General features: G+C 70.4%; 21 protein-coding genes and 1 tRNA gene. 8 read left to right on the forward strand and 14 right to left on the reverse strand.

The window, feature by feature from the left end:
• The first annotated feature begins 62 nt into the window (after nt 1–62).
• Nucleotides 63–136 (forward strand) — tRNA-Gly (locus tag BJ979_RS15370).
• Here the strand turns inward: BJ979_RS15370 and BJ979_RS15375 are convergent.
• From BJ979_RS15375 to BJ979_RS15385, 3 genes are all read right to left on the reverse strand, one after another.
• Entirely contained in the window at nt 105–1,259 is a 1,155-nt protein-coding gene (locus tag BJ979_RS15375) for a hypothetical protein (RefSeq protein WP_179569236.1), read from the reverse strand. The two genes, BJ979_RS15370 and BJ979_RS15375, sit on opposite strands and share 32 nt — an antisense overlap.
• 250 nt (nt 1,260–1,509) lie before the next feature.
• Nucleotides 1,510–2,154: a LysE family translocator gene (locus BJ979_RS15380; RefSeq protein WP_179569238.1), complete on the reverse strand. Its 645-nt coding sequence runs from the start codon at nt 2,152–2,154 to the stop codon at nt 1,510–1,512.
• A gap of 50 nt (nt 2,155–2,204) precedes the next feature.
• The gene (locus tag BJ979_RS15385) at nt 2,205–2,609 is read right to left on the reverse strand and encodes a VOC family protein (RefSeq protein WP_179569240.1); all 405 of its coding nucleotides are present in this window, start codon (nt 2,607–2,609) and stop codon (nt 2,205–2,207) included.
• Nucleotides 2,610–2,690: 81 nt separating this feature from the next.
• Here BJ979_RS15385 and BJ979_RS15390 point away from each other — a divergent pair, with 81 nt between their 5' ends.
• Nucleotides 2,691–3,104, forward strand: a complete 414-nt coding sequence (locus BJ979_RS15390) for a MarR family winged helix-turn-helix transcriptional regulator (RefSeq protein WP_246286785.1) — start codon at nt 2,691–2,693, stop codon at nt 3,102–3,104.
• On the opposite strand, the gene BJ979_RS15395 is transcribed toward BJ979_RS15390, so the two are convergent.
• The 3 genes from BJ979_RS15395 to BJ979_RS15405 are packed head-to-tail and all read right to left on the reverse strand — an operon-like array spanning nt 3,095 to nt 4,223.
• Nucleotides 3,095–3,394, reverse strand: coding sequence for a DUF1905 domain-containing protein (locus BJ979_RS15395; protein ID WP_179569244.1), 300 nt, complete (start codon nt 3,392–3,394; stop codon nt 3,095–3,097). The two genes, BJ979_RS15390 and BJ979_RS15395, sit on opposite strands and share 10 nt — an antisense overlap.
• Nucleotides 3,391–3,822 (reverse strand): toxin-antitoxin system YwqK family antitoxin, encoded by a 432-nt coding sequence (locus BJ979_RS15400; protein ID WP_179569246.1) that lies wholly within the window; start codon nt 3,820–3,822, stop codon nt 3,391–3,393. Before BJ979_RS15400 ends, BJ979_RS15395 begins: the two co-directional genes overlap by 4 nt.
• Before the next feature lie 2 nt (nt 3,823–3,824).
• On the reverse strand, nt 3,825–4,223 hold the full coding sequence (locus BJ979_RS15405) for a VOC family protein (protein ID WP_179569248.1): 399 nt from the start codon (nt 4,221–4,223) through the stop codon (nt 3,825–3,827).
• Between the two features lie 97 nt (nt 4,224–4,320).
• Here BJ979_RS15405 and BJ979_RS15410 point away from each other — a divergent pair, with 97 nt between their 5' ends.
• Nucleotides 4,321–4,797, forward strand: a complete 477-nt coding sequence (locus BJ979_RS15410) for a hypothetical protein (RefSeq protein ID WP_179569250.1) — start codon at nt 4,321–4,323, stop codon at nt 4,795–4,797.
• 430 nt (nt 4,798–5,227) lie between these two features.
• On the forward strand, nt 5,228–5,422 hold the full coding sequence (locus tag BJ979_RS15415) for a DUF2510 domain-containing protein (protein WP_179569252.1): 195 nt from the start codon (nt 5,228–5,230) through the stop codon (nt 5,420–5,422).
• A 221-nt stretch (nt 5,423–5,643) separates the two neighbouring features.
• Here the strand turns inward: BJ979_RS15415 and BJ979_RS15420 are convergent, their stop codons facing one another.
• Both BJ979_RS15420 and BJ979_RS15425 read right to left on the reverse strand, forming a co-directional pair.
• Nucleotides 5,644–6,300, reverse strand: a complete 657-nt coding sequence (locus BJ979_RS15420) for a response regulator (protein ID WP_179569254.1) — start codon at nt 6,298–6,300, stop codon at nt 5,644–5,646.
• 47 nt (nt 6,301–6,347) lie between these two features.
• Nucleotides 6,348–7,733 carry a sensor histidine kinase gene (locus tag BJ979_RS15425; protein ID WP_179569256.1) on the reverse strand — a complete coding sequence of 462 codons (1,386 nt, stop codon included), beginning with the start codon at nt 7,731–7,733 and terminating at the stop codon, nt 6,348–6,350.
• Between the two features lie 221 nt (nt 7,734–7,954).
• On the opposite strand from BJ979_RS15425, the gene BJ979_RS15430 reads away from it, so the two are divergent.
• Nucleotides 7,955–8,440, forward strand: a complete 486-nt coding sequence (locus BJ979_RS15430; RefSeq protein WP_179569257.1) for a Dps family protein — start codon at nt 7,955–7,957, stop codon at nt 8,438–8,440.
• A 94-nt stretch (nt 8,441–8,534) separates the two neighbouring features.
• On the opposite strand, the gene BJ979_RS15435 is transcribed toward BJ979_RS15430, so the two are convergent.
• The 5 genes from BJ979_RS15435 to BJ979_RS15455 all read right to left on the reverse strand — a co-directional run bounded on the left by BJ979_RS15435 (nt 8,535) and on the right by BJ979_RS15455 (nt 13,053).
• A complete protein-coding gene (locus BJ979_RS15435) occupies nt 8,535–10,133 on the reverse strand; it encodes an amidohydrolase (protein WP_179569258.1) in 1,599 nt (532 codons plus the stop codon).
• Nucleotides 10,130–10,837: an FMN-binding negative transcriptional regulator gene (locus BJ979_RS15440; RefSeq protein ID WP_179569259.1), complete on the reverse strand. Its 708-nt coding sequence runs from the start codon at nt 10,835–10,837 to the stop codon at nt 10,130–10,132. Before BJ979_RS15440 ends, BJ979_RS15435 begins: the two co-directional genes overlap by 4 nt.
• Before the next feature lie 79 nt (nt 10,838–10,916).
• Entirely contained in the window at nt 10,917–11,852 is a 936-nt protein-coding gene (locus BJ979_RS15445) for an Fpg/Nei family DNA glycosylase (protein ID WP_179569260.1), read from the reverse strand.
• 59 nt (nt 11,853–11,911) lie between these two features.
• Nucleotides 11,912–12,397, reverse strand: coding sequence for a ribose-5-phosphate isomerase (locus BJ979_RS15450; RefSeq protein WP_179569261.1), 486 nt, complete (start codon nt 12,395–12,397; stop codon nt 11,912–11,914).
• Nucleotides 12,397–13,053, reverse strand: coding sequence for an Rv0361 family membrane protein (locus tag BJ979_RS15455; protein ID WP_179569262.1), 657 nt, complete (start codon nt 13,051–13,053; stop codon nt 12,397–12,399). The genes BJ979_RS15450 and BJ979_RS15455 overlap by 1 nt, the downstream gene beginning before the upstream one ends.
• 74 nt (nt 13,054–13,127) lie before the next feature.
• Here BJ979_RS15455 and pepN point away from each other — a divergent pair, with 74 nt between their 5' ends.
• A complete protein-coding gene (gene pepN, locus BJ979_RS15460) occupies nt 13,128–15,671 on the forward strand; it encodes an aminopeptidase N (protein WP_179569264.1) in 2,544 nt (847 codons plus the stop codon).
• A 382-nt stretch (nt 15,672–16,053) separates the two neighbouring features.
• On the opposite strand, the gene BJ979_RS15465 is transcribed toward pepN, so the two are convergent.
• Nucleotides 16,054–16,908: a hypothetical protein gene (locus tag BJ979_RS15465; protein ID WP_179569266.1), complete on the reverse strand. Its 855-nt coding sequence runs from the start codon at nt 16,906–16,908 to the stop codon at nt 16,054–16,056.
• A 336-nt stretch (nt 16,909–17,244) separates the two neighbouring features.
• Between BJ979_RS15465 and BJ979_RS15470 the strand changes: the two genes are divergently transcribed.
• Nucleotides 17,245–18,462, forward strand: coding sequence for a mechanosensitive ion channel domain-containing protein (locus BJ979_RS15470; protein ID WP_343046733.1), 1,218 nt, complete (start codon nt 17,245–17,247; stop codon nt 18,460–18,462).
• Nucleotides 18,462–18,890, forward strand: a complete 429-nt coding sequence (locus BJ979_RS15475) for a globin (RefSeq protein ID WP_179569268.1) — start codon at nt 18,462–18,464, stop codon at nt 18,888–18,890. Before BJ979_RS15470 ends, BJ979_RS15475 begins: the two co-directional genes overlap by 1 nt.
• The last annotated feature ends 39 nt before the right edge of the window (nt 18,891–18,929 follow it).

Below are 18,929 nucleotides of genomic sequence, written 5' to 3' on the forward strand. Positions count from 1 at the left end.
GGCGCAGAACCGCCTCATCCGTGCGTTAGGCTGTCTCCCGGTTCCAGCTCGACTGGAATCGCGGGGATGTAGCTCAATGGTAGAGCCTCAGTCTTCCAAACTGATTACGCGGGTTCGATTCCCGTCATCCCCTCCACACCGGGCTCGTTGCTCTCAGTAGGCCCGCCTTTTCCATCGCTGACAGGTCGAGACGTCCGCGTCGTCGCAAGGACGTCGGCCACGAACATCACGATCGCGATGAGTCCGACGACGATGAATGCGATCCAGAGAAACCCCGCGTCCGAGAGATAGACCGCCCCGTCTCCGCACCGCGCGAGTGCGGCGAACATCGAACCCTGGTCGAGACCTTCGATGACTTTCTCGTCACAGTCGACTGCTGCCGCATCGAAGAGAGGCTCGGTGATGGACTGCGCGAGGGATTGGGGGCCGAGATTCCAATGCGACATGACCGCCAGCACAACGGAGAAGAGCGAAGGCGCAAGCCATCGCCGGAGCAGGAGATTTCTAGCGCTCTCGAGGAGCCTGACAAGTGCGACGGCGAGCCCGATCATGTACCCCGCGACTGCGCCAGCGGCCGGTAGCTCGACCAACACCGCAGGGCCGAGCGCTTCCGTACCTCCGATAGCACCCGACGTGATGTTCGCCAGCCCTGTTGATGCCAACGGCAGTAGCGACGCCATAACCACTCCGGCCGCCGTCCCGTATCCGATCCATCCCGCAACCCTGCGGAACGTGCCGGCCAAGTCGAGCGTGAGACGAATGACCCCGATCCGGATCAGGGCGCCGATAGCCACCACAACGATCAGCGTGGCCGCTGAAGCACACGAGACCACCGCCAAAGTGTTGAAGCCAATCACGGCCCCGAACGCGTTCTTCAGGGACGAGCTCGAGCCAATCACGGTCCAGAAAACCGAGAGCACTGCTCCGACGAAGACCGTGCCTACTAGCAGGGAGTAGCCGCGCAGGAACGTGCCGACGGAGAGAAATCGATCCACGGCGCCGAAGTCGAGACGAAGCTCGTGCGCACCCCGGGGAACAACGATGCGGCCGAAATTATGCAGCAACGATCCGATGGCTTTGATCATCTCCCGCGCGCGGGATCTCAGATATCCGCGAACTGAGCCGCTGCCAGACCGCTGGACGGCTCGCCAGAGGCGGGAAACCGCGGCACCCGAGCCTGTCGCGAAACAGCACGACACGAGAAGCGATGTCACCCAGGGGGCTAGAGCGGGACTGCCGAATCCGAGCAGGAGGGTCATGCTCGCTCCACTCGCCCACGCGAGTCTGCGAAACAGGAAGGCGACCATCACGGTTCGCGGCACCCGAGGCCCGATGGGCGGGCGACGTCGCAGCTCCCGGGCGGCGGGAACAACGGCCGCTGCCGCCAGCGCGGCACCAACTGCAAAAAACATCTGGCTCAAGACTTGGTGAGTGAGACTTCGACGATCACGTCGCCACGGGTCAGATTGATCACGCCACGCCGTATGACGAGATTATTTCGATACGTCGTCAGTGCGGGGCGATCGCCAGCTTCGTGCCGAAGCCGATCAGCACTGTTCCCGTGATGCGGTCGATGATGCGGATCGCGCGGGCGTTGCGCAGCCAGCGCGACGCGACCGACGACGCGACGATGATGCCCGCGAACCAGACGACGCTGATCAGGTTGTGCACGATTGCGAGCACGAGGCCCATCACGATCGGCGACGAGCCGTGCGGGATGAACTGCGGGATCGTCGCGATGTAGAACACGCCGACCTTCGGATTCAGCAGGTTCGTCATCGCGCCGGTCGCCCACGCCCGCACGTAGGGGTGGCGCCCGCGGGTGTCGATCGTGGGCACATCCGCCGGCGCCTGGGCGCTGCGACGGAACGACTTCCAGATCAGCGCGACGCCGAGATAGACCATGTAGAGCGCACCGGCGATGGTGAGGATGCGGTACGCCAGGTCCGAGGCCGCCAGCAGCGCCGACGCCCCGACCGCCGCCGCGACGCCCCAGACCAGTGCGCCCGATTCGATCCCGGCCGCCGTCGCAACCGCGACGCGCTTGCCCTTGGTGAGGCCCGAACGCAGCACGAGCGTCGTGTCGAGCCCGGGGATGATCGTGAGCAGCGTCGCCACCACGGCGAACCCGCCCACCGCCTGCCAGAACGTCATGGCCGGAGTCTAGGAGCGCGGATGCCGCCGTCGAGAGCGCGCCGCGACCGCTAGGACGCCGCGGCGACCGCCGGGTCGTGCGTGATCATCACGACGTTCCCGTCGGGATCCTCGATCAGGGTCGCGTAGGGCTGCAGCGGGTTCGCCGGCGCGGCTCGGCCCACATAGCCCGCCGCCGTCATCCGCTGCCAGGTCTCGTCGACGGCGGCGTCATCGCCGACGAAGAACTCGATCACCTGCTGGTAACCGTCGCTCGGGCGCCGCCAGTCCGCATCCACGCGCGTCGCGATCTCGGCGGTGGTCAGCAGGAAGCTGATGCCCGAACCGAGGGGGATTTGCGTGACCGGCCGATCCGGCCGAGGCTCGGGCACGTCGAGCCCGAGTAGCCGGTAGAACGCGATCGACTTGTCAAGGTCGCGCACGTAGAGAACGATCATGCCGAAGCGAATAGTCATGGGGAGCTCCTCACGGTGACTGAATCATCTACCACGGTAGACGACTTGAGAGGCGGATGCATGACTGACCTGGGCGAGGCGTTGAGCCGGCTGCTCGAGGCGGTGATCGACCGCGAGACGCCGATCCTCGACGCGCACGAGCTGACGATGTGGGAGTACGCGATCCTCACCGCGATCTCCCGCGCACCCGACCAGAGTCAGCGCGAGCTCGCGGCGAGCAGCCGACGCGACGCGACCCGCCTCATCCGCCACCTCGACACGCTAAGCACGCGCGGGCTCGTCCGCCGCGACACGGACCCCGGCGACCGCCGGCGCCGCGTCGTGAACCTCACCGATGCCGGCGCGACGACGCTGGGCTCGGCGCGGCGCGCGATCCGCCGCATGGAAGACGAGCTGCTGGCGGAGTTGCCGGTCGAGCAGCGGGATCAACTGCGCGCGACGCTTGCGGCAGCCGTCACACTGGCGGCGCCGGCCAAGTCAGACCCTCAGCTGTAGCGGCGCGTCAGCCGAACGGCGACCGTGTCGCCGAGGTCCTTGCCGAGCTTCGCGCGCAGCTTCGCGCTGATCGACACCATGTGGCCGCCGCGGCCGGTAACCATCGCGCCGACGTTCGCCAACTCGATGCCGTCGATGGCCACGTCGACGCGCACCCCGCGCTGGGTGCCGAAGAGCTCGGCCGAGCCGGGGATCTCGACGCAGCTCCACAGCTCGCCCTTCACGTCGACGCCGATCGGCGCCTCGAACGCCACGTCGAGGTCGATCGGATGCTCCAGCTTCGGCGTCATGGTCGCTTCCCCTCCTCGCCGGCAGCCCGGTCGGGATGCCGCTGCGTCTTCCTGACGGCGCCGTCGCGGTCGTAGTGGCTCCACTCGCCCGAGCGCTTGCCGTGCACCCAGTCGCCCTCATCCATGAGCTGTCCGTTCGGATGCCAGCGTCGCCACCGCCCGTGCTGCTCGCCGTCGACGAACTCGCCCTGCTGCAGCAGCTCGCCGTTCTCGCGCCACCAGGTCCACTCCCCCGTGAACCGCCCCGCGAGGTACTGACCTTCGGCCTTCTTCCGGCCGTTGCGGTACCAGTGCGCGGCGCTCCCCGACTTCTGACCGTCGACGTAGTGCTCGAGGCCGCTCAGACTGCCGTCGGCGAAGTGGATGCGGTGCTCGCCATCACGCGGGGGCTTGCCGCCCGCCCGCTCTCCGCCGCCTGCCACCGCCATGATCAACTCGCCGGCAGCGGCGCCGCGATCTCCCAGACGTGCCCCGCCGGGTCACGGAAGGTGGCGGTGCGGATACCCCACGGCCGGTCGAGCGGGCCGTTGAGCAGCTCGACGCCGCGCGAGCGCAGCAATTCGGCCGTCGCATCCACGTCGTCCACGTCGAGGGTGAACTGCACGCGCACCCCCGAATCGGCGCCGCCGACCGGGGCCGGCCCGACGAGCCCCTCGGCCTCGGTGATCTGCAGCAGGTTGATCATCGTCGGGCCGAAGACGAAGACGCCCGACACCTCGTCTTCGTAGTGCACCGGCAGGTCGAAGACGCGCGCGTAGAACTCCTTCGCGGCGGCGACGTCTTCGACGAAGAGCGTGACGGCGGGGATGCGGGCGGTCCAGGTCGACATGTGAACACCGTACACATCGCGGTGCTGCGCCACCAGACCCGACGATCAGCCCGCGGGCGGATGCGGCGACCAGGATGCCCCTGCGAGCATCGAGAGGATGCCGACCACCTCTCCGACCACTCCGAGCGCCTCGCCGACCACTCCCGCGCCCACCGCCTGCGAGCAGCTCGCCCGCGTCGCCGACCGGCTCGCTGAGCGCACCGGCGACCCGCGCCGCTTCCTGCGCGGGCTCGCCTGGAACTGCGCCGGCGTGCGGCTCGACCCGCGGGGCTTGTTCGACCTCGCCCGCGGAGGACGCAATCGCTTTCACGGCGGAGGCTTCCGCGCCGAGTTCGACGACGGCACGACCGGGCAAGTGCGCCACTTCGCCGGCATCGCCGTCGCACCGGTGCTGATCGGCGAGCGCGCGACCCGCTGGGCGATGCGCACCGTACTGCGTGACCCCGAGACGAGCGCCGACCACCGGCTCAGCCTCGCCGCACTCGAGTTCGCGCGCGAGCTGCGCTCGGGCGGGCTGCCGATCCGGGCGGCCGGCGACTGGATCCGCGAACGACTGGCCGCATCCGGCGCCTGACGGTCGCCGGCACCGAGGCCGGCCTCGACGGACGACGGACGACGGACGACGGACGCGTCGCGGACCCGACACCCCGCGACACGCTCGATGCGGCGAGCTATGACGTCATTTTTGGTCACGATCAGATAACGGCCGGGGTACAGCGAATTCGAGCCGATCTCGTCCGCGAAATGAGCGATCCCCGGACTCAACTGAAAATCCCTGTTCAGAAGCCTGCTATGAATCCACGCTGTCCCCTGATCGAGGGATCTTGCAGTGTCCGCACTAAGGAGGACATTCGCATCCGGCGCGTCTACCCCCGAAAAGGTGACAAACCCCCCGAAACGGGGGGACGTATATTTCCTTCAGCCGACGAACTTGTCCCCGCAGAATCGACGGTCACCCGAAACCCGAATCACCTTATGTAACCCCGATACATAGGAGCCCTCCGATGACTCTCGTCACCCCCACGACGACCGCCGCACCCGCCGGCTGGTACCGCGACCCGCTCGGCCTCCCCCAGCTGCGTTGGTGGAACGGTATGACCTGGACCAACACGATCCAGGAGACCCGCCCCGAGGTGCACGTCGGCGAATCCGCATTCGCGAACGCATCGGAGCCGCTGGTCGGCACCTTCGTCGCCTAGGCGACGCCGTCCGGCACGAGTCGCCTCGCGCGACACCTGCCCCACAGCTGCAGGGCCGCGTCATCGGAGGGATGACGCGGCCCTGTTGTGTTCCCCGGGCCCGGCGGTGCTGCGGTCGACTCGACCGTCCCGACAGCACCGCCGGGCCGCTGCACGCTCTGGCGCCGTGATCGACCATCTCGGCGGGGGCGGATGCGGACGCCCGGCGCCCCTCCGGCGGCTCAGCCTCCGCTGGCCTGCAGCCACGCGAGCACAGCCAGCACCCGCCGATGGTCCGAGCCCGAGTCGTCGAGCCCGAGCTTGCCGAAGATCGCCGACACGTTCTTCTCCACCGCGCCGACGCCGATCACCAGCGCCTGGGCGATTCCGGCGTTCGTGCGCCCCTCGGCCATGAGCTGCAGCACCTCGCGCTCGCGCCGGGTGAGGGACTCGAGCGGATCCCGCCGTCGCCCGATCAGCTGCGTCACGACCTCCGGATCGAGCACCGTGCCGCCCTCGGCGATCCGCGAGATCGCGGCATCCAGCTCGGCGAGCGAGGCGACCCGGTCTTTCAGCAGGTACCCGACTCCCCCGGCGCCCGAGCCGAGCAGCTCCTGCGCATAGGCGACCTCGACGTACTGCGAGAGCAGCAGGATCCCGATCTCGGGGCGAGCACGGCGCAGCTCGATCGCGGCGCGGACGCCCTCGTCGCGGAAGCTCGGCGGCAGCCGCACGTCGAGCACGACGAGCTGGGCCGCCATCCGCCCGACCGCCTCGACCAGGTCGACCGCGTCGCCGAGCGCGCCGACCACCTCGTGCCCGGCCTCCTCGACCACGCGCACGAGGCCCTCACGCAGCAGGACCGAGTCGTCGACGACGAGGATGCGCAGCGCGGTCATGACTCCCACCGTAGAGGGAGGCATGACCGCGTCGGTCAGGGTCAGCGTCACCGCACGAGCGGCAGGTGCGCCACCACCTCGGTGCCTCCGCCGACCGGGCTGCTCAGCGTGAGCAGCCCGCCGACGCCGCGCAGCCGCTCGTCGATCCCGGCGAGGCCGTGCCCTGCGATCGGCGTCGCGCCGCCGCGCCCGTCGTCGACGACGTGCAGGTCGAGCCAGGTGTCGTCGGTCTCGGGGATGCGGCGCAGCCGCAGCGTGACCGTCGCCGACCGCGCGCCGGCGTGCTTCGCCGCGTTCGTGAGCGCCTCGGCCGCGATGAAGTAGGCGTTGCGCTCGACCTCGGTGGGCAGTTCGACCTCCGGCGGCAGCTCGTCGACGAAGCGGGCGGGCACGACGCCGCGGTCGCAGAGCCCGGAGAGTGCGGCACGGAGTCCGCGGTCGAGCAGCAGCGGCGGGGCGAAGCCGCGCGAGAGGGCCCGCAGCTCCTCGAGCGCCTCCTTCGACTGGGTGAGCGCCTCGCCGATCAGCGCGCGGCTGCGCTCGGGGTCGGCCTCGAGCTGGCGCTCCGCCGAGGCGAGATCCATCTGCAGGCGCACGAGACGCTGCTGCGGGCCGTCGTGGATGTCGCGCTCGAGCCGGCGCAGCGACTGTCCCTCGGCCGAGCTGGCGGCGGCACGCGACTCGGTCAGGGTCTGCACCTGCTCACGCAGACGATCGCTCGACCAGGCGCCGAGCATCCCCTTCGCCACGCCCCAGTGCATGAGCGTGAGTCCGCGGGTCACGAGCGGCAGGGTCGCCAGGAAGACGAGACCGACGGCGAAGGAGAAGATGCTGTCGACCACGGGATTCGGGTCGCCGAACAGCAGCGAGATGCGGCCCGTGAAGTACCGCGAACGGTCAGCCTCCGGCGACGCGATCACCCAGATCCAGTAGGTCAGACCGCCGAGCGCGCTCGCGACCCAGGTGATCGTGATCGACCAGCTGATGACGCCGAGCACGAAGTTCACGATCATCCCGTGCAGCAGGTGCATCCAGTAGTGCGGGTCTGCGAAGGGGCCGAACACCCGGGAGATCCATCCCGTCGCCGGGCGGGGCGTCCACGAGGGCGGAGTGATCGCGGGGCGGCCGCTCGCTCTCAGCCGCAGCAGCTCGAAGTCGCCGAGCCCGCGGGCGACATAGAGCGCCGCGAGCACGATGAAGAAGCCGACGACGATCGTGATCATCCCGACCCCGGTCCACAGCAGCGTGCTGAGCACCGAGATGGCGGCCACCACGATCGGCAGCAGCGGGAGCAGGAATCCGAGTTCGCGCGGCACGGTGCGCCAGAGGCCGAGATAGCCGCGGCCGGATGCGGGGGGCGCCGCGGTCGGCGGCGACGGCGGGCGCGCGATGTCGGCGGCGGGGGCGATGTCGTTCGGCAACGTAGTGGTCATGCTCCGAGTCTGCGAACCGCACGACCTTCTGAGAATGGCGTGCGCATCCGGTTCGAACGGGGGTTAACCCCCGAAAATACAGGGGTAAGTGGAGCCTCAGCTTGCTTGCGGAATACATGCAGGTGCGTAGCGTTGTCCCCGACAGCAGGCCGAGAGGCCGTTCTTCCGCCCCCGCGGGATCGATGATCCGGCCCGGCGGAGCAGACATGCGAGGAGAAGATATGACTGACGTCAAGGCCGTTCCGACCACCACCCTGAACCCGGATGCCGTCGCCGGCACCGCGCAGTTCCTCACCCCGATCGTCGTGGGCCTCACCGCGCTCAGCGTCGACGGCAAGCAGGCGCACTGGCACGTGCGCGGCGCCAACTTCCAGGCCGTGCACCTCCTGCTCGACGACGTGGTCGACCACGCCCGCGAGTGGGCCGACACCGCCGCCGAGCGCGTCGTCGCCCTGGGCCTCCCGCTCGACGGACGCATCCAGACCGTCGGCAGCACCGCCACCACCCCCGAGCTGGCGACCGGCTTCCAGCAGGCCGACCAGACCATCGCCCAGATCGTCGCGCAGATCGACGCCGTGCTCGTGGACGTTCGCACCGCGATCGACGAGCTCGGCGAGATCGACGCCGCCAGCCAGGATGTCGCGATCGAGATCGCCCGCGGCCTCGAGAAGGACCGCTGGTTCCTCTTCTCGCACATCGCGGCCTGAGTTCGACCGCTCCTCGTCAGAAGGCCCGTCCCGCATCGCGGGGCGGGCCTTCGGCGTATCCGCGCCCGGCAGTCTCGTGCGACCCGTGCTCTCGCTAGAGCGCGTCGTGTGTGAAGGCGCCGCCGAGCAGGGTCGCGGCGACGGGGATCCCCCGCAGGGCATCGCCCGAGGGGTCGGCGGATGCCGCGACCGGATCGGCGTCGAGGATCGCGAGATCGGCCGGCTCGCCGACGGCGAGACCGCTGCGCACCGACGCGGCGAGGGCCGCAGCGAACGGCACGACCTGCTCGGGATGCCACGGCGCGAGTCCGTCGCGCGCGCGGGCCGTCGCCGCCGCGATCGTGACCCACGGGTCGAGCGGCGCGACCGGGGCATCCGAGCCGAACCAGAGCCGGGCGCCGGAATCGAGCAGGCTCCGCCAGGCGAAGCTGCGCTCGGTGCGGCCTGCCCAGAGCGCGTCGGCCACGTCGCGGTCGTCCATCGCGTGCTCGGGCTGCACGCTCACCTGGATGCCCAGGCGGGCGAAGCGCTCGAGGTCGGCCAGGTCGACGAGCTGGGCGTGCTCCATCCAGCCGGCCGTCGCCGCGGCAGCCGACGAGTCGGCGGCCGTCGCACCGGCGCGGGTCGCGGCCTCCGCATCCGGCCCGAGCAGGCCCGTGGCGTTCAGCGCCTCGAACACGTCGAGCGCGCGCGTCACCGCCTGGTCGCCGATCGCGTGGATCGTCGGCACGAGCCCCGCCGCGAGACCTTCACGGGCGCGCTGCTCGAGCTCGACGCCGGGGTTCACCTCGAGTCCGTGCGCGGTCACGCCGCTCAGCCCCTCGTAGGCATGCACGCAGTGCGCCGTGCGGGTGTTGAGCGAGCCGTCGGCGAAGAGCTTGAACTCACCGCCCTCGACGAGCCCGTCGGTGCCGTCGAGTGCGACGTAGCTGCGCTGGCCGCGCTCGCGGGCCGTCGCGAGGTCGCGGGGATACACGGCCGCGCGGACGCGGACGCGCGGGAAGCCGTTGACAGCGCGACGACGCAGCCAGGCGCCGCCGGCATCCGCCATCTCCAGGTCGCGGATGCCGACCACGCCGCGCTGCGCCGCCGCCTCGACCGCGTCGGCGACCCACCGGTCGGTCGTCGCGGTCGGCAGGGCGCTGAGCTGCGCCATCGCGTCGAAAGCGGGCTGCTCGCGCAGCACCGGCTCGTGCTCGGGGAGGCCGAGCAGCCGGAGCGCGAGCGGGTTCGCCCAGACCGTGTGCAGATCGTGGCTGATCGCGGCGATCGGGTGCTCTGCCCCGAACAGCGCCGCATCGAGCGCGTCGGGCCAGAGCGCGTCGCGGAATCCGTGACCGACGAGCACGGTGCCGGGCTCGGGCGGGGTGCTCTGCGCGTGGTCGACGAGGATGCGCGCCGCCTGCGCCGCCGAGGTCGCCGCACTCACATCGACACGGCGCCGGGCGATCGCCCACTGCACGAGGTGCACGTGGTGATCCCAGAGTCCGGGCACGACCCAGCGCCCGGCGAGGTCGCGGCGCTCGGCGCGGGCGGCGTCGGGATGCGCGGCGACGGCCGCAGCGCCGACGGCCGCGATGCGGTCGCCGACGATCAGGAGCGAATCGGGCTCGGCGGCGCCCGCGAGCGTCTCGGGTCGAGCAGGGTCGAGCAGGCGCGCCCCGGTCAGCAGGAGCGCGAGGGCGGTGGTCATTCGGCGGTCTCCGTCGGGGTCGTCGCTGGCGTGTGCGCTCCGTCGGTCGGGGTCGCGGGGTCCGCGGCGACCGCGGCCGCGTCCAGCTCGACCCGGCGCCGCATCTCCGCGGCGAGCGCCGGCTGTGCGTAGGGCCCGTCGCCCTCGAGCTCGGCGATCACCCGCTCGCGCACCTCGGCCGGCTTGTTCTGGCTGAGCTTGGCGCGCGCATCCACCCGGTCGATGCGGATGCGGATGCCGACGGTGCCCTTCGACAGCCGGCGCGCGCCCTCCTCGTCGAGGTCGAGCGAACGGCCGCCCTCGACGTGCTGCTCGAAGTGGTCGGTCAGGTGCTCGAGCACGCGGTAGTTCTCGTCGAAGTCGAGGATCTCGGGGCGGCCCCAGAGGTGCGCCGTGATGTGGTTCCAGGTGGGAACGTTCTGGCCCTCGGGGTACCAGGCCGGCGAGACGTAGCCGTGCGGGCCCTGCACGATCAGCATCACCTCGTGCTCGCCGAGCTCGTGCAGCCGCTCATCAGGGCGGCCGACATGGCTGACCACGACGACCTCGTCGCCCGTCGAGGCCTCCTCGTCGAGCAGGAACGGGTAGTGCGAGGCGACGAGCCCGGTCGCGGTCGACGAGACGATCGTCACCCACGGGTTGTCGCGGATCAGCCGGCGGATCTCGTCGCGCTCGGTGAGCAGGAAGTGCGGCGTGTGGCGCATCCGCTCAGGATGCCAGAGGCGGCACCCGCGAGATGGTCAGCGCCGCGCCGGTCGCGTCGCGCATCCGACGTCGGCGCCCTCACGCCTGATCGAGCGGGCACCAGTAGAGCTTGCGCCCCGCCATCTCCTGCATCGCGATCTCGGTGCCGCAGACGCGGCAGGGCAGACCCGTGCGGTGGTAGACCCAGTGGCGGTCGTCGCGGCTCGCGAGGGCCCTGGCCCGGGCGGCGCCGCGCAGGCCGTCCATCGTCAGCATCTGGCCGGTCTTCACGCCGATGCGCAGCAGGTGATCCCAGTCGGTCCAGAGCGCGCTGAGCACGTCGCGCGGCAGCTCGGCCGCGGTCGCGAAGGGCGAGAGTCGGGCGCGGAACAGCATCTCGGCGCGGTAGACGTTGCCGATCCCGCTGACCACCGACTGGTCCATCAGCACGAGGCCGATCGCCTGGCGCTTGCGGCCGGCCAGCTCGAGGAAGCGCTTCTCGCCGCGCACACGTCCGTCGACCAGCGGGTCGGGCCCGAGGCGGGCGAGCACCGCATCCACTCCTTCGCCGTCGAGCACCTCGCAGGCCGTCGGCCCGCGCAGATCGGCGACCGCGTGATCGGTCAGCAGCCGCACGCGCACCTGGCCGATCGGCTCGGGCGGGAAGCCCTCGAGCTCGGCGCCGAGACGCTCCGACTCGGCCATGCGCAGACGACGCGGGGCGCCCATCGACGCGAGCGAGTCGGCGTTGTCGCGCGCCGTGCTCTCGGGATCGCGCGCGACCGCGGGCACGTCGATGTCGCCCGCGAAGTCCCACGCGCCGTACATGCCGAGGTGCACGCGCAGCCAGAGGCCGTTGTCGAACTCGAGGAACATCTGCTTGCCCACCGCGCGACAGCGCACGATCGTGCGGCCGTCGATCAGACGCGCATCCGCGGCGAAGCGGCCCTGCGGGCTCGACACCGCGACCGGCGCGCCCTCGAAGTGCCGCGCGAACTGCGCGGTGATGCGGTGGACGGAATGGCCCTCGGGCATGGTGCTCGCTCTCGACCTCGGCGCGCGGCTGGCGGCGCTCGGCCGCCGACCTCAGCGGATCAGTAGATCTCGTGACCGGCGATCGCGCCCGTCGCCTCGAACTCCGCCAGCTGCGCGATGCGGCGCGCGTGGCGCTCCTCGGCGCTGAACGGAGTCGCGATGAACAGATCGATGAACTCGATCGCCTCGTCGACGGTGTGCTGGCGGGCGCCGATCGAGATCACGTTCGCGTCGTTGTGCTGGCGCGCGAGCTCGGCCGTCGACCGGTTCCAGACCAGCGCGGCGCGGGCGCCCTCGACCTTGTTCGCGGCGATCTGCTCGCCGTTGCCGGATCCGCCGAAGACGACACCCAGCGCATCCACCCCCGCCTTCTGATCCGCGACGACGGCCTGCGCGGCGCCGATGCAGAAGCTCGGGTAGTCGTCGAGCGGGTCGTAGCTCGTCGGACCGTGGTCGATCACCTCGTGCCCCGCCTCGGCCAGATGCTGCTGCAGCGTCTGGCTGAACTCGAGACCGGCGTGGTCGGTGGCGATGTGGATGCGCATCAGCTCTCTCCTGCGTCGCCGACGTCGGAGACGACCCAGGCACCCGAGCCCGCCTTCGTCAGTCGGTAGATGTTCGTGTACTTCTCGGTGCTGCCGCCCGAGGAATCGACCTCGTCGACCGTCACCGTCGCGGTGCCGCCGTCGGACTTCGCCGCCGTGACCGAGAACGTGTAGGCGTACTTGCCGTCGACCCGGTACTCCTTCGCGTCGCTCACGAAGGCCGAGCAGGTGAAGTCGCCGTTGTAGTAGTCCTTGCGGAACGCGCTCGTCGTGACCTTCTTGAACGCGGTGCAGTCCGCCTTCTCGAACGCCGCGTTGAAGCCCTCGACCGCGGCCTGCGGGCTTCCCGCCGCGGCCGTCTTGGTCGAACCGACCGAGAGCGAGGGGATGATCACGGCGGCGCCGACGATCGCGGTGCCGATCACGACCACCAGCACGACGGCGAGCACCCAGGGCCAGGCACGGCGACTGCGCGAGACCGGCTCGGTCGGCGGGAGCGGCGGGGCGGCGGGCGCGGGGGCGTGAGAGACGTGGGAGGCGAAGTGCTGCGGCGGAAGCTGCTGCTGAGGAGGAGCCTGCGGCTGCGGATGCTGTTGCGGCGCGTGCGGCTGCGGCGGGTGCTGCCCCGGCTGGGGCGGCCCGTACGGCTCGACCATCACGCCTCCTCGGATCGCTCGCCAGTCTAGGGTTGACGACGGACACGATCCGCACAGATTCAAGGGAGCACTGCGTGCCTGGAGAGAACCTCACCCGCCTCGAAGCCCGCGACCGGAAGGCCATCGTCGACGTCGAGAGCTACGACGTCACGCTCGACCTCACCACGGGCGCCGAGACCTTCCGCAGCACCACCGTGGTGCGCTTCACCGCCCGCGGCGCGACCGAGACGTTCATCGACGCCATCACCCGCACCGTGCACTCCGTCACCCTCAACGGCGAGAAGCTCGACCCGGATGCGGTCAGCGACGGCGTGCGCATCCAGCTGTCGAACCTGCTCGAGCACAACGAGCTCGTCGTCGACGCCGACGCGATCTACACCAACACCGGCGAGGGCCTGCACCGCTTCGTCGACCCGGTCGATGGCGAGGTCTACCTCTACTCGCAGTTCGAGGTGCCCGACAGCCGCCGCATGTTCGCGGTCTTCGAGCAGCCCGACCTCAAGGCGAGCTTCAGCTTCCACGTCACCGCGCCCGCCAACTGGGCCGTCGTCAGCAACTCCCCCACGCCCGAGCCGGTCTTCGCGGGCGACAGCCTCGCCACCTGGCACTTCGAGCCCACGCCGCGCATCTCGAGCTACATCACCGCGCTCATCGCCGGCCCGTACCAGGCCGTGCACAGCGAGCTCACGAGCGCGAACGGCAACGTCATCCCGCTCGGCGTCTTCGCCCGCAAGTCGCTGTTCCAGTTCCTGGATGCCGACTACATCTTCGAGAAGACCCGCCAGGGCTTCGCCTACTACGAGGAGAAGTTCGGCTACCCGTACCCCTTCGCGAAGTACGACCAGCTCTTCGTGCCGGAGTTCAACGCCGGCGCCATGGAGAACGCGGGCGCGGTCACCTTCACCGAGACCTACGTCTTCCGCTCGAAGGTGACCGACGCCATCAAGGAGCGTCGCGTCGTCACGATCCTGCACGAGCTCGCTCACATGTGGTTCGGCGACCTCGTGACCATGAAGTGGTGGAACGACCTCTGGCTCAACGAGTCGTTCGCCGAGTGGGCATCCACCATCGCCACCGCCGAGGCCACCGAGTGGACCGAGGCGTGGACCACGTTCCAGGCCATGGAGAAGAGCTGGGCCTACAAGCAGGACCAGCTGCCCTCGACCCACCCGATCGTCGCCACCATCGACGACCTCGAGGCGGTGCAGGTCAACTTCGACGGCATCACCTATGCCAAGGGCGGGTCGGTGCTGAAGCAGCTCGCCGCCTGGGTCGGCATCGACGCGTTCTTCGAGGGTGTCGGCAACTACTTCCGCAAGCACGCCTTCGGCAACACCGAGCTGAAGGACCTGCTGGTCGAGCTGGAGGCCGCCAGCGGTCGCTCGCTCGACGGCTGGGGCGCGAAGTGGCTCGAGACGGCCGGCGTGAACACGCTGCGTCCCGCGCTGGAGGTCGACGCCTCGGGCACCATCACGCGCTTCGCGATCGAGCAGAGCGCCCACCCGGACTACCCCACCATCCGCCCGCACCGTCTCGCGGTCGGCTTCTACTCGCTCGACGGCGGCAAGCTCGTGCGCACCCACCGCCACGAGCTCGACATCGACGGCGAGTCGACCGAGGTGCCCGAGCTGACCGGGCTCGCGCGTCCCGAGCTGATCCTGCTCAACGACGACGACCTCGCCTACGCGAAGATCCGCCTCGACGAGGTCTCGCTCCAGGCCGCGATCGCGCACCTGAAGGACATCGACGAGCCGCTCGCGCGGGCGATCGTGTGGGGCGCGGTGTGGGATGCGACCCGCGACGGCGAGGCGAAGGCGAGCGACTACATCCGCCTCGTGCTCGACAACATCGCCACCGAGACCGAGTCGACCACGATCCGCCTCAGCCTCACCCAGCTCACGCAGGTCGCCCGCAGCTACGTCGCCCCGGCGACGCGCGCCGCGGCGATCGAGGAGGTCGGCGACACGCTCTGGACCCTCGCGCAGAACGCCGAGCCCGGATCGGACGCGCAGTTCCAGTTCGTGAAGTTCTTCGCGAACATCGCCTCGACCCCGGCGCACGCCGAGGTGCTGCGCGCGCTGCAGAGCGGCCAGACCCGTCTCGACGGCCTCGACATCGACACCGACCTCGAGTGGGAGCTGCTCGAGGGCCTCGTGCTCACCGGCGCCGCCGGCGAGGACGAGATCGTCACCGCCGAGAACCGCGACAACACCTCGAACGGCCAGCAGGCCGCCGCCCGCGCGCGCGGCACCGTTCCGACCGAGGCCGGCAAGAAGGCCGCGCTCGACCGGGCCCTCACCGACGAGCAGATCCCCAACGCGATCCTGCGCATGCTCGGCATGGGCTACCAGCACGTCAACGACCCGGCTGTGCTCGAGCCGCTCGTCGCGCCGTACTTCGACGCGCTCGAGTCGATCTGGAAGAGCCGCAGCTACAAGATCGCCGAGTACATCGTCGTGTGGTTCTACCCGAGCGCCCTCGCCTCGCAGGCCCTCGTCGACACGACGAACGCCTGGCTGGATGCGCACCCCGACATCCCGGCCCTCCGTCGCCTCGTGCAGGAGAACGTCGCGGGCGTCGAGCGCGCCCTCGCCGCGCAGGCGGTCGACGCGGCGTAGTAGTCGACGCTGGGCGCGGGGCGGTGAGACCGCCCCGCACACGCCTCCCGGAGGGGCGCCGGCTCCGGCCGGCGCCCCTCCGTCGTCCAGCCGACGCTGCGGACCGCCGGCCTGCTGCCATTCGCGCGACGCCGATACTGTTCGCGCTTCACGCGGGTACTGGCGAGATCGCACAGCGTCGTCGCGGGCACTGACGGACCATCGACTCGCCAGTATCCGCAACGCCCGCGCGGGATCGTCGGACTCGCGAGGACTTCGGTCAGAAGTTGGTCGGATCCGGCCGATCCCGCCGATGCCCCACGAACCCCGCCCGACGGCCGCGGCTCCTGGCCCGGATGTCGCCGATACTGGCCGCGCCGCCCGACGCGGCCATCGGCGCCCCTCACCTCGAGCCCGGCCAGTATTCGCGGCCGAGGTCCGACTGCTCGCGGCGCCGACGCGCGGACCACCGATGCTCTCCGCGGTGCACGAGTGCGAGGATCTGAGCCTCGAACGGCGCCCACTCGTCGAAGACTCGGCGCGAGCCGGCATGCAGCACGAGGGCACCTCGCGCGACCAGCTCGGCGTCTCGTCGCCGGTCTCGCTCCCGAGTTTCTGGGGTCGAGTGCCAACGGTCGCCGTCCAGCTCGATCACGAGTCGGTCGCCGACCACCAGATCGACACGTCCGACGCCCGGGACGACGACCTGCGGCCGCGCGACGATGCCGCGTGACCGCAGGCGGATCCGCGCGAGCGTCTCGAGCCCGGACTCGCTGCGTGCATCGCTCACGGCGAGCGCACGGATGCCGTTGCGGGTGAGGAGAGTCCGGGCGAGGGCGGGTCGTGTGACGGCGCGCAGATGACGAGCGGAGTCGACGCAGCAGACGAGATCTTCGAACGACATGCACTGCGCCGCGCAGGCGAGCGCCGTCAGCACGTCGTCCACGCCGTCGACCGCGCGACCAGCGATCCGGTGCCGGATCGGCTCACCGACGCGGCTTCGGCGCACACGATCGCTCGGACTGACTCGCCAGTGCGCCGTGGCGAGTCGTACCCAGATCCCGTGCCGCTCGAGCGCTGCCCCGCAACTCAGCGAACAGTATCCGGACACCGCGGCCTCGACGGGCGGGTCGAGTTCTCCGACGGCATAGTGACCGATCCGAAGCCGTCGGACACCGCCGGCGGCCACCTGGTGTCGCAGCTCCGCGGTCGAGACGCCCTCAGCAGCGAAGTCGCGCGTGCGGACGATGCGTGTCATGCCGTCATCGTCATGCTCGTGTGCGCCCTCGATCGGCGCGTGTCCTCGATCGGTGCAGTTCGCGTGCGGCGAGCCCGTGTGGGGGAGAGGCGGACACTGCGCGCGGCTACTGGCGACACGATGGGGCAGCTTCGCCGGTGGGTCTGCATGGGTGACTGAGCAGTATCGCGCGAGACCGCCAGCAGAATCGGCGACGACGCCAGTATCCGCAGACGGGCGGGTAGGCGGGAACGCGAGGGGGCGAAGAGGCGGGAACGCGGGTCGCGGGGACGCCTTCGGGCCTCGCCCAGGACCACGGTCGGGCGGCGTGGAGGGGCCGCTCGTTAGCCTGGGAGCGTGACGACAGACTGGGACTGGACCGCCTTCTGGGCCGACCCGTGGCCGCAGCTCGGGAACTTCCTCGTGCACAAGCCGTTGAGCGTGCTGATCATCGTCGTGGTGGCGGTGCTGCTGCGGCTCGTGGCGACCTTCATCATCAAGCGCGTCGTGAACCAGATCGTCAACGGCGTCAAGAAGAAGCAGAACGTCACCGACACGGCCGCCCTCGGGATCGCGGTCTCGCCGCTCGCGGCCGTGCGCACGGTGCAGCGCACCCGCGCGATCGGGTCGGTGCTGACGAACGTCGTGACGGCCGGCATCGTGATCGTGGCCGCGATCCTCGTCGTCAACACCCTCAACGAGAACGCCACTGCCGCCTTCTCGCTCATCACGGCGGCGCTCGGCGCCGGCCTCGGCTTCGGCGCGCAGAACATCGTCAAAGACGTGCTCAACGGCCTGTTCATGGTCATCGAAGACCAGCTCGGGGTCGGGGATGTGGTGGATCTCGGTCCGGCGACCGGCGTGGTCGAGGCGGTCGGCATCCGCGTGACCCAGATCCGCGACGTGAACGGCATGCTCTGGTACGTGCGCAACGGCGAGATCCTGCGCGTCGGCAACGTGTCGCAGGGCTGGTCGCGCGTCATCCTCGACCTGGCGATCCCCTACGAGGCGGATGTGCCGCTCGTGCAGGAGGCGCTGCTCGACACCGCCGTGCACATGCAGCAGGAGCCGAAGTGGAAGCGCCTGTTCCTCGAGAAGCCCGAGATGTGGGGCATCGAGTCGATCTCGGCCGAGGCGGTCGTGCTGCGGCTCGTCGCGAAGACCCGGCCGGGCTCGAAGGAGGATGTGGCGCGCGAGCTGCGCCTGCGTCTCAAGCGCACCCTCGACGAGATGGATGTGCGCACCCCCTCGCTCAACGCGATCACCCTGTCGGGCATGGAGGGCGCCGCGTCGATCCGCGGAGCGAACCCGCCGAAGACGGCTCCGCTGCCGACCCAGGCGACGCCGACGCAGAAGCCCGCGACAGCGAACCCGCGGCGCGGTGCGAAGCCGGTCGTGGATGCGGCCGGGCGCGACGCCGATGGCGAGACCGGCAGCGCTGACAGCGCCGACGAGACCGGAGCCCCGCGCGACACCGCCTCCGGCACCCCCGCATCCGGGGCGTCGGGCGCCCCCACCAGCCCGCGCATCCCCCGCACGCCCCGTGCCCCGCGCTCCCCCGAGAAGGACGATTGATGGCCGAGGACTCGCTCACCCTGCGCTCGAGCTCCGGCGGCGAGCCGGTCGGAGGCAGCTTCTGGCAGCAGGTCGGCGGCCGCCCGACCTTCGAGAAGCTGGTGCGCCGCTTCTACGAGGGCATCGCGGATGACGATGTGCTGCGCCCGATGTACCCGGAGGACGACATGGAGGGCGCCATCCAGCGCCTGACCGGGTTCCTCGAGCAGTACTGGGGCGGCCCGACGACCTACAGCCAGGCGCGCGGCCACCCGCGCCTGCGCATGCGCCACCTGCCCTTCAAGGTCAACCCCGACGCCCGCGACCGCTGGCTGAAGCACATGCGCGTCGCGGTCGACGACCTGGGGCTCTCGCCGATGGACGAGGGGATGCTGTGGGGCTACCTCGAGCGGGCCGCCCACGCGATGGTCAACACCTTCGAGGAGTAGCGAGCCGACGCGACCCGGCCGCGAGGAGACGACAGAGGG

The sequence above is a fragment of the Schumannella luteola genome (assembly GCF_013408685.1).
Lineage (GTDB): Bacteria > Actinomycetota > Actinomycetes > Actinomycetales > Microbacteriaceae > Schumannella > Schumannella luteola.

What these genes read in the sequence shown, in the direction of transcription:
- BJ979_RS15410 (WP_179569250.1), top strand. Translation starts at nt 4,321, where the DNA reads ATGCCGACCACCTCTCCGACCACTCCGAGCGCCTCGCCGACCACTCCC.
- BJ979_RS15440 (WP_179569259.1), bottom strand. Translation starts at nt 10,837, where the DNA reads ATGCGCCACACGCCGCACTTCCTGCTCACCGAGCGCGACGAGATCCGC.
- BJ979_RS15385 (WP_179569240.1), bottom strand. Translation starts at nt 2,609, where the DNA reads ATGACTATTCGCTTCGGCATGATCGTTCTCTACGTGCGCGACCTTGAC.
- BJ979_RS15465 (WP_179569266.1), bottom strand. Translation starts at nt 16,908, where the DNA reads ATGACACGCATCGTCCGCACGCGCGACTTCGCTGCTGAGGGCGTCTCG.
- BJ979_RS15455 (WP_179569262.1), bottom strand. Translation starts at nt 13,053, where the DNA reads ATGGTCGAGCCGTACGGGCCGCCCCAGCCGGGGCAGCACCCGCCGCAG.
- BJ979_RS15405 (WP_179569248.1), bottom strand. Translation starts at nt 4,223, where the DNA reads ATGTCGACCTGGACCGCCCGCATCCCCGCCGTCACGCTCTTCGTCGAA.
- BJ979_RS15395 (WP_179569244.1), bottom strand. Translation starts at nt 3,394, where the DNA reads ATGACGCCGAAGCTGGAGCATCCGATCGACCTCGACGTGGCGTTCGAG.
- BJ979_RS15415 (WP_179569252.1), top strand. Translation starts at nt 5,228, where the DNA reads ATGACTCTCGTCACCCCCACGACGACCGCCGCACCCGCCGGCTGGTAC.
- BJ979_RS15380 (WP_179569238.1), bottom strand. Translation starts at nt 2,154, where the DNA reads ATGACGTTCTGGCAGGCGGTGGGCGGGTTCGCCGTGGTGGCGACGCTG.
- BJ979_RS15475 (WP_179569268.1), top strand. Translation starts at nt 18,462, where the DNA reads ATGGCCGAGGACTCGCTCACCCTGCGCTCGAGCTCCGGCGGCGAGCCG.
- BJ979_RS15420 (WP_179569254.1), bottom strand. Translation starts at nt 6,300, where the DNA reads ATGACCGCGCTGCGCATCCTCGTCGTCGACGACTCGGTCCTGCTGCGT.
- BJ979_RS15435 (WP_179569258.1), bottom strand. Translation starts at nt 10,133, where the DNA reads ATGACCACCGCCCTCGCGCTCCTGCTGACCGGGGCGCGCCTGCTCGAC.
- BJ979_RS15430 (WP_179569257.1), top strand. Translation starts at nt 7,955, where the DNA reads ATGACTGACGTCAAGGCCGTTCCGACCACCACCCTGAACCCGGATGCC.
- BJ979_RS15450 (WP_179569261.1), bottom strand. Translation starts at nt 12,397, where the DNA reads ATGCGCATCCACATCGCCACCGACCACGCCGGTCTCGAGTTCAGCCAG.
- BJ979_RS15375 (WP_179569236.1), bottom strand. Translation starts at nt 1,259, where the DNA reads ATGACCCTCCTGCTCGGATTCGGCAGTCCCGCTCTAGCCCCCTGGGTG.
- BJ979_RS15445 (WP_179569260.1), bottom strand. Translation starts at nt 11,852, where the DNA reads ATGCCCGAGGGCCATTCCGTCCACCGCATCACCGCGCAGTTCGCGCGG.
- BJ979_RS15400 (WP_179569246.1), bottom strand. Translation starts at nt 3,822, where the DNA reads ATGGCGGTGGCAGGCGGCGGAGAGCGGGCGGGCGGCAAGCCCCCGCGT.
- BJ979_RS15425 (WP_179569256.1), bottom strand. Translation starts at nt 7,733, where the DNA reads ATGACCACTACGTTGCCGAACGACATCGCCCCCGCCGCCGACATCGCG.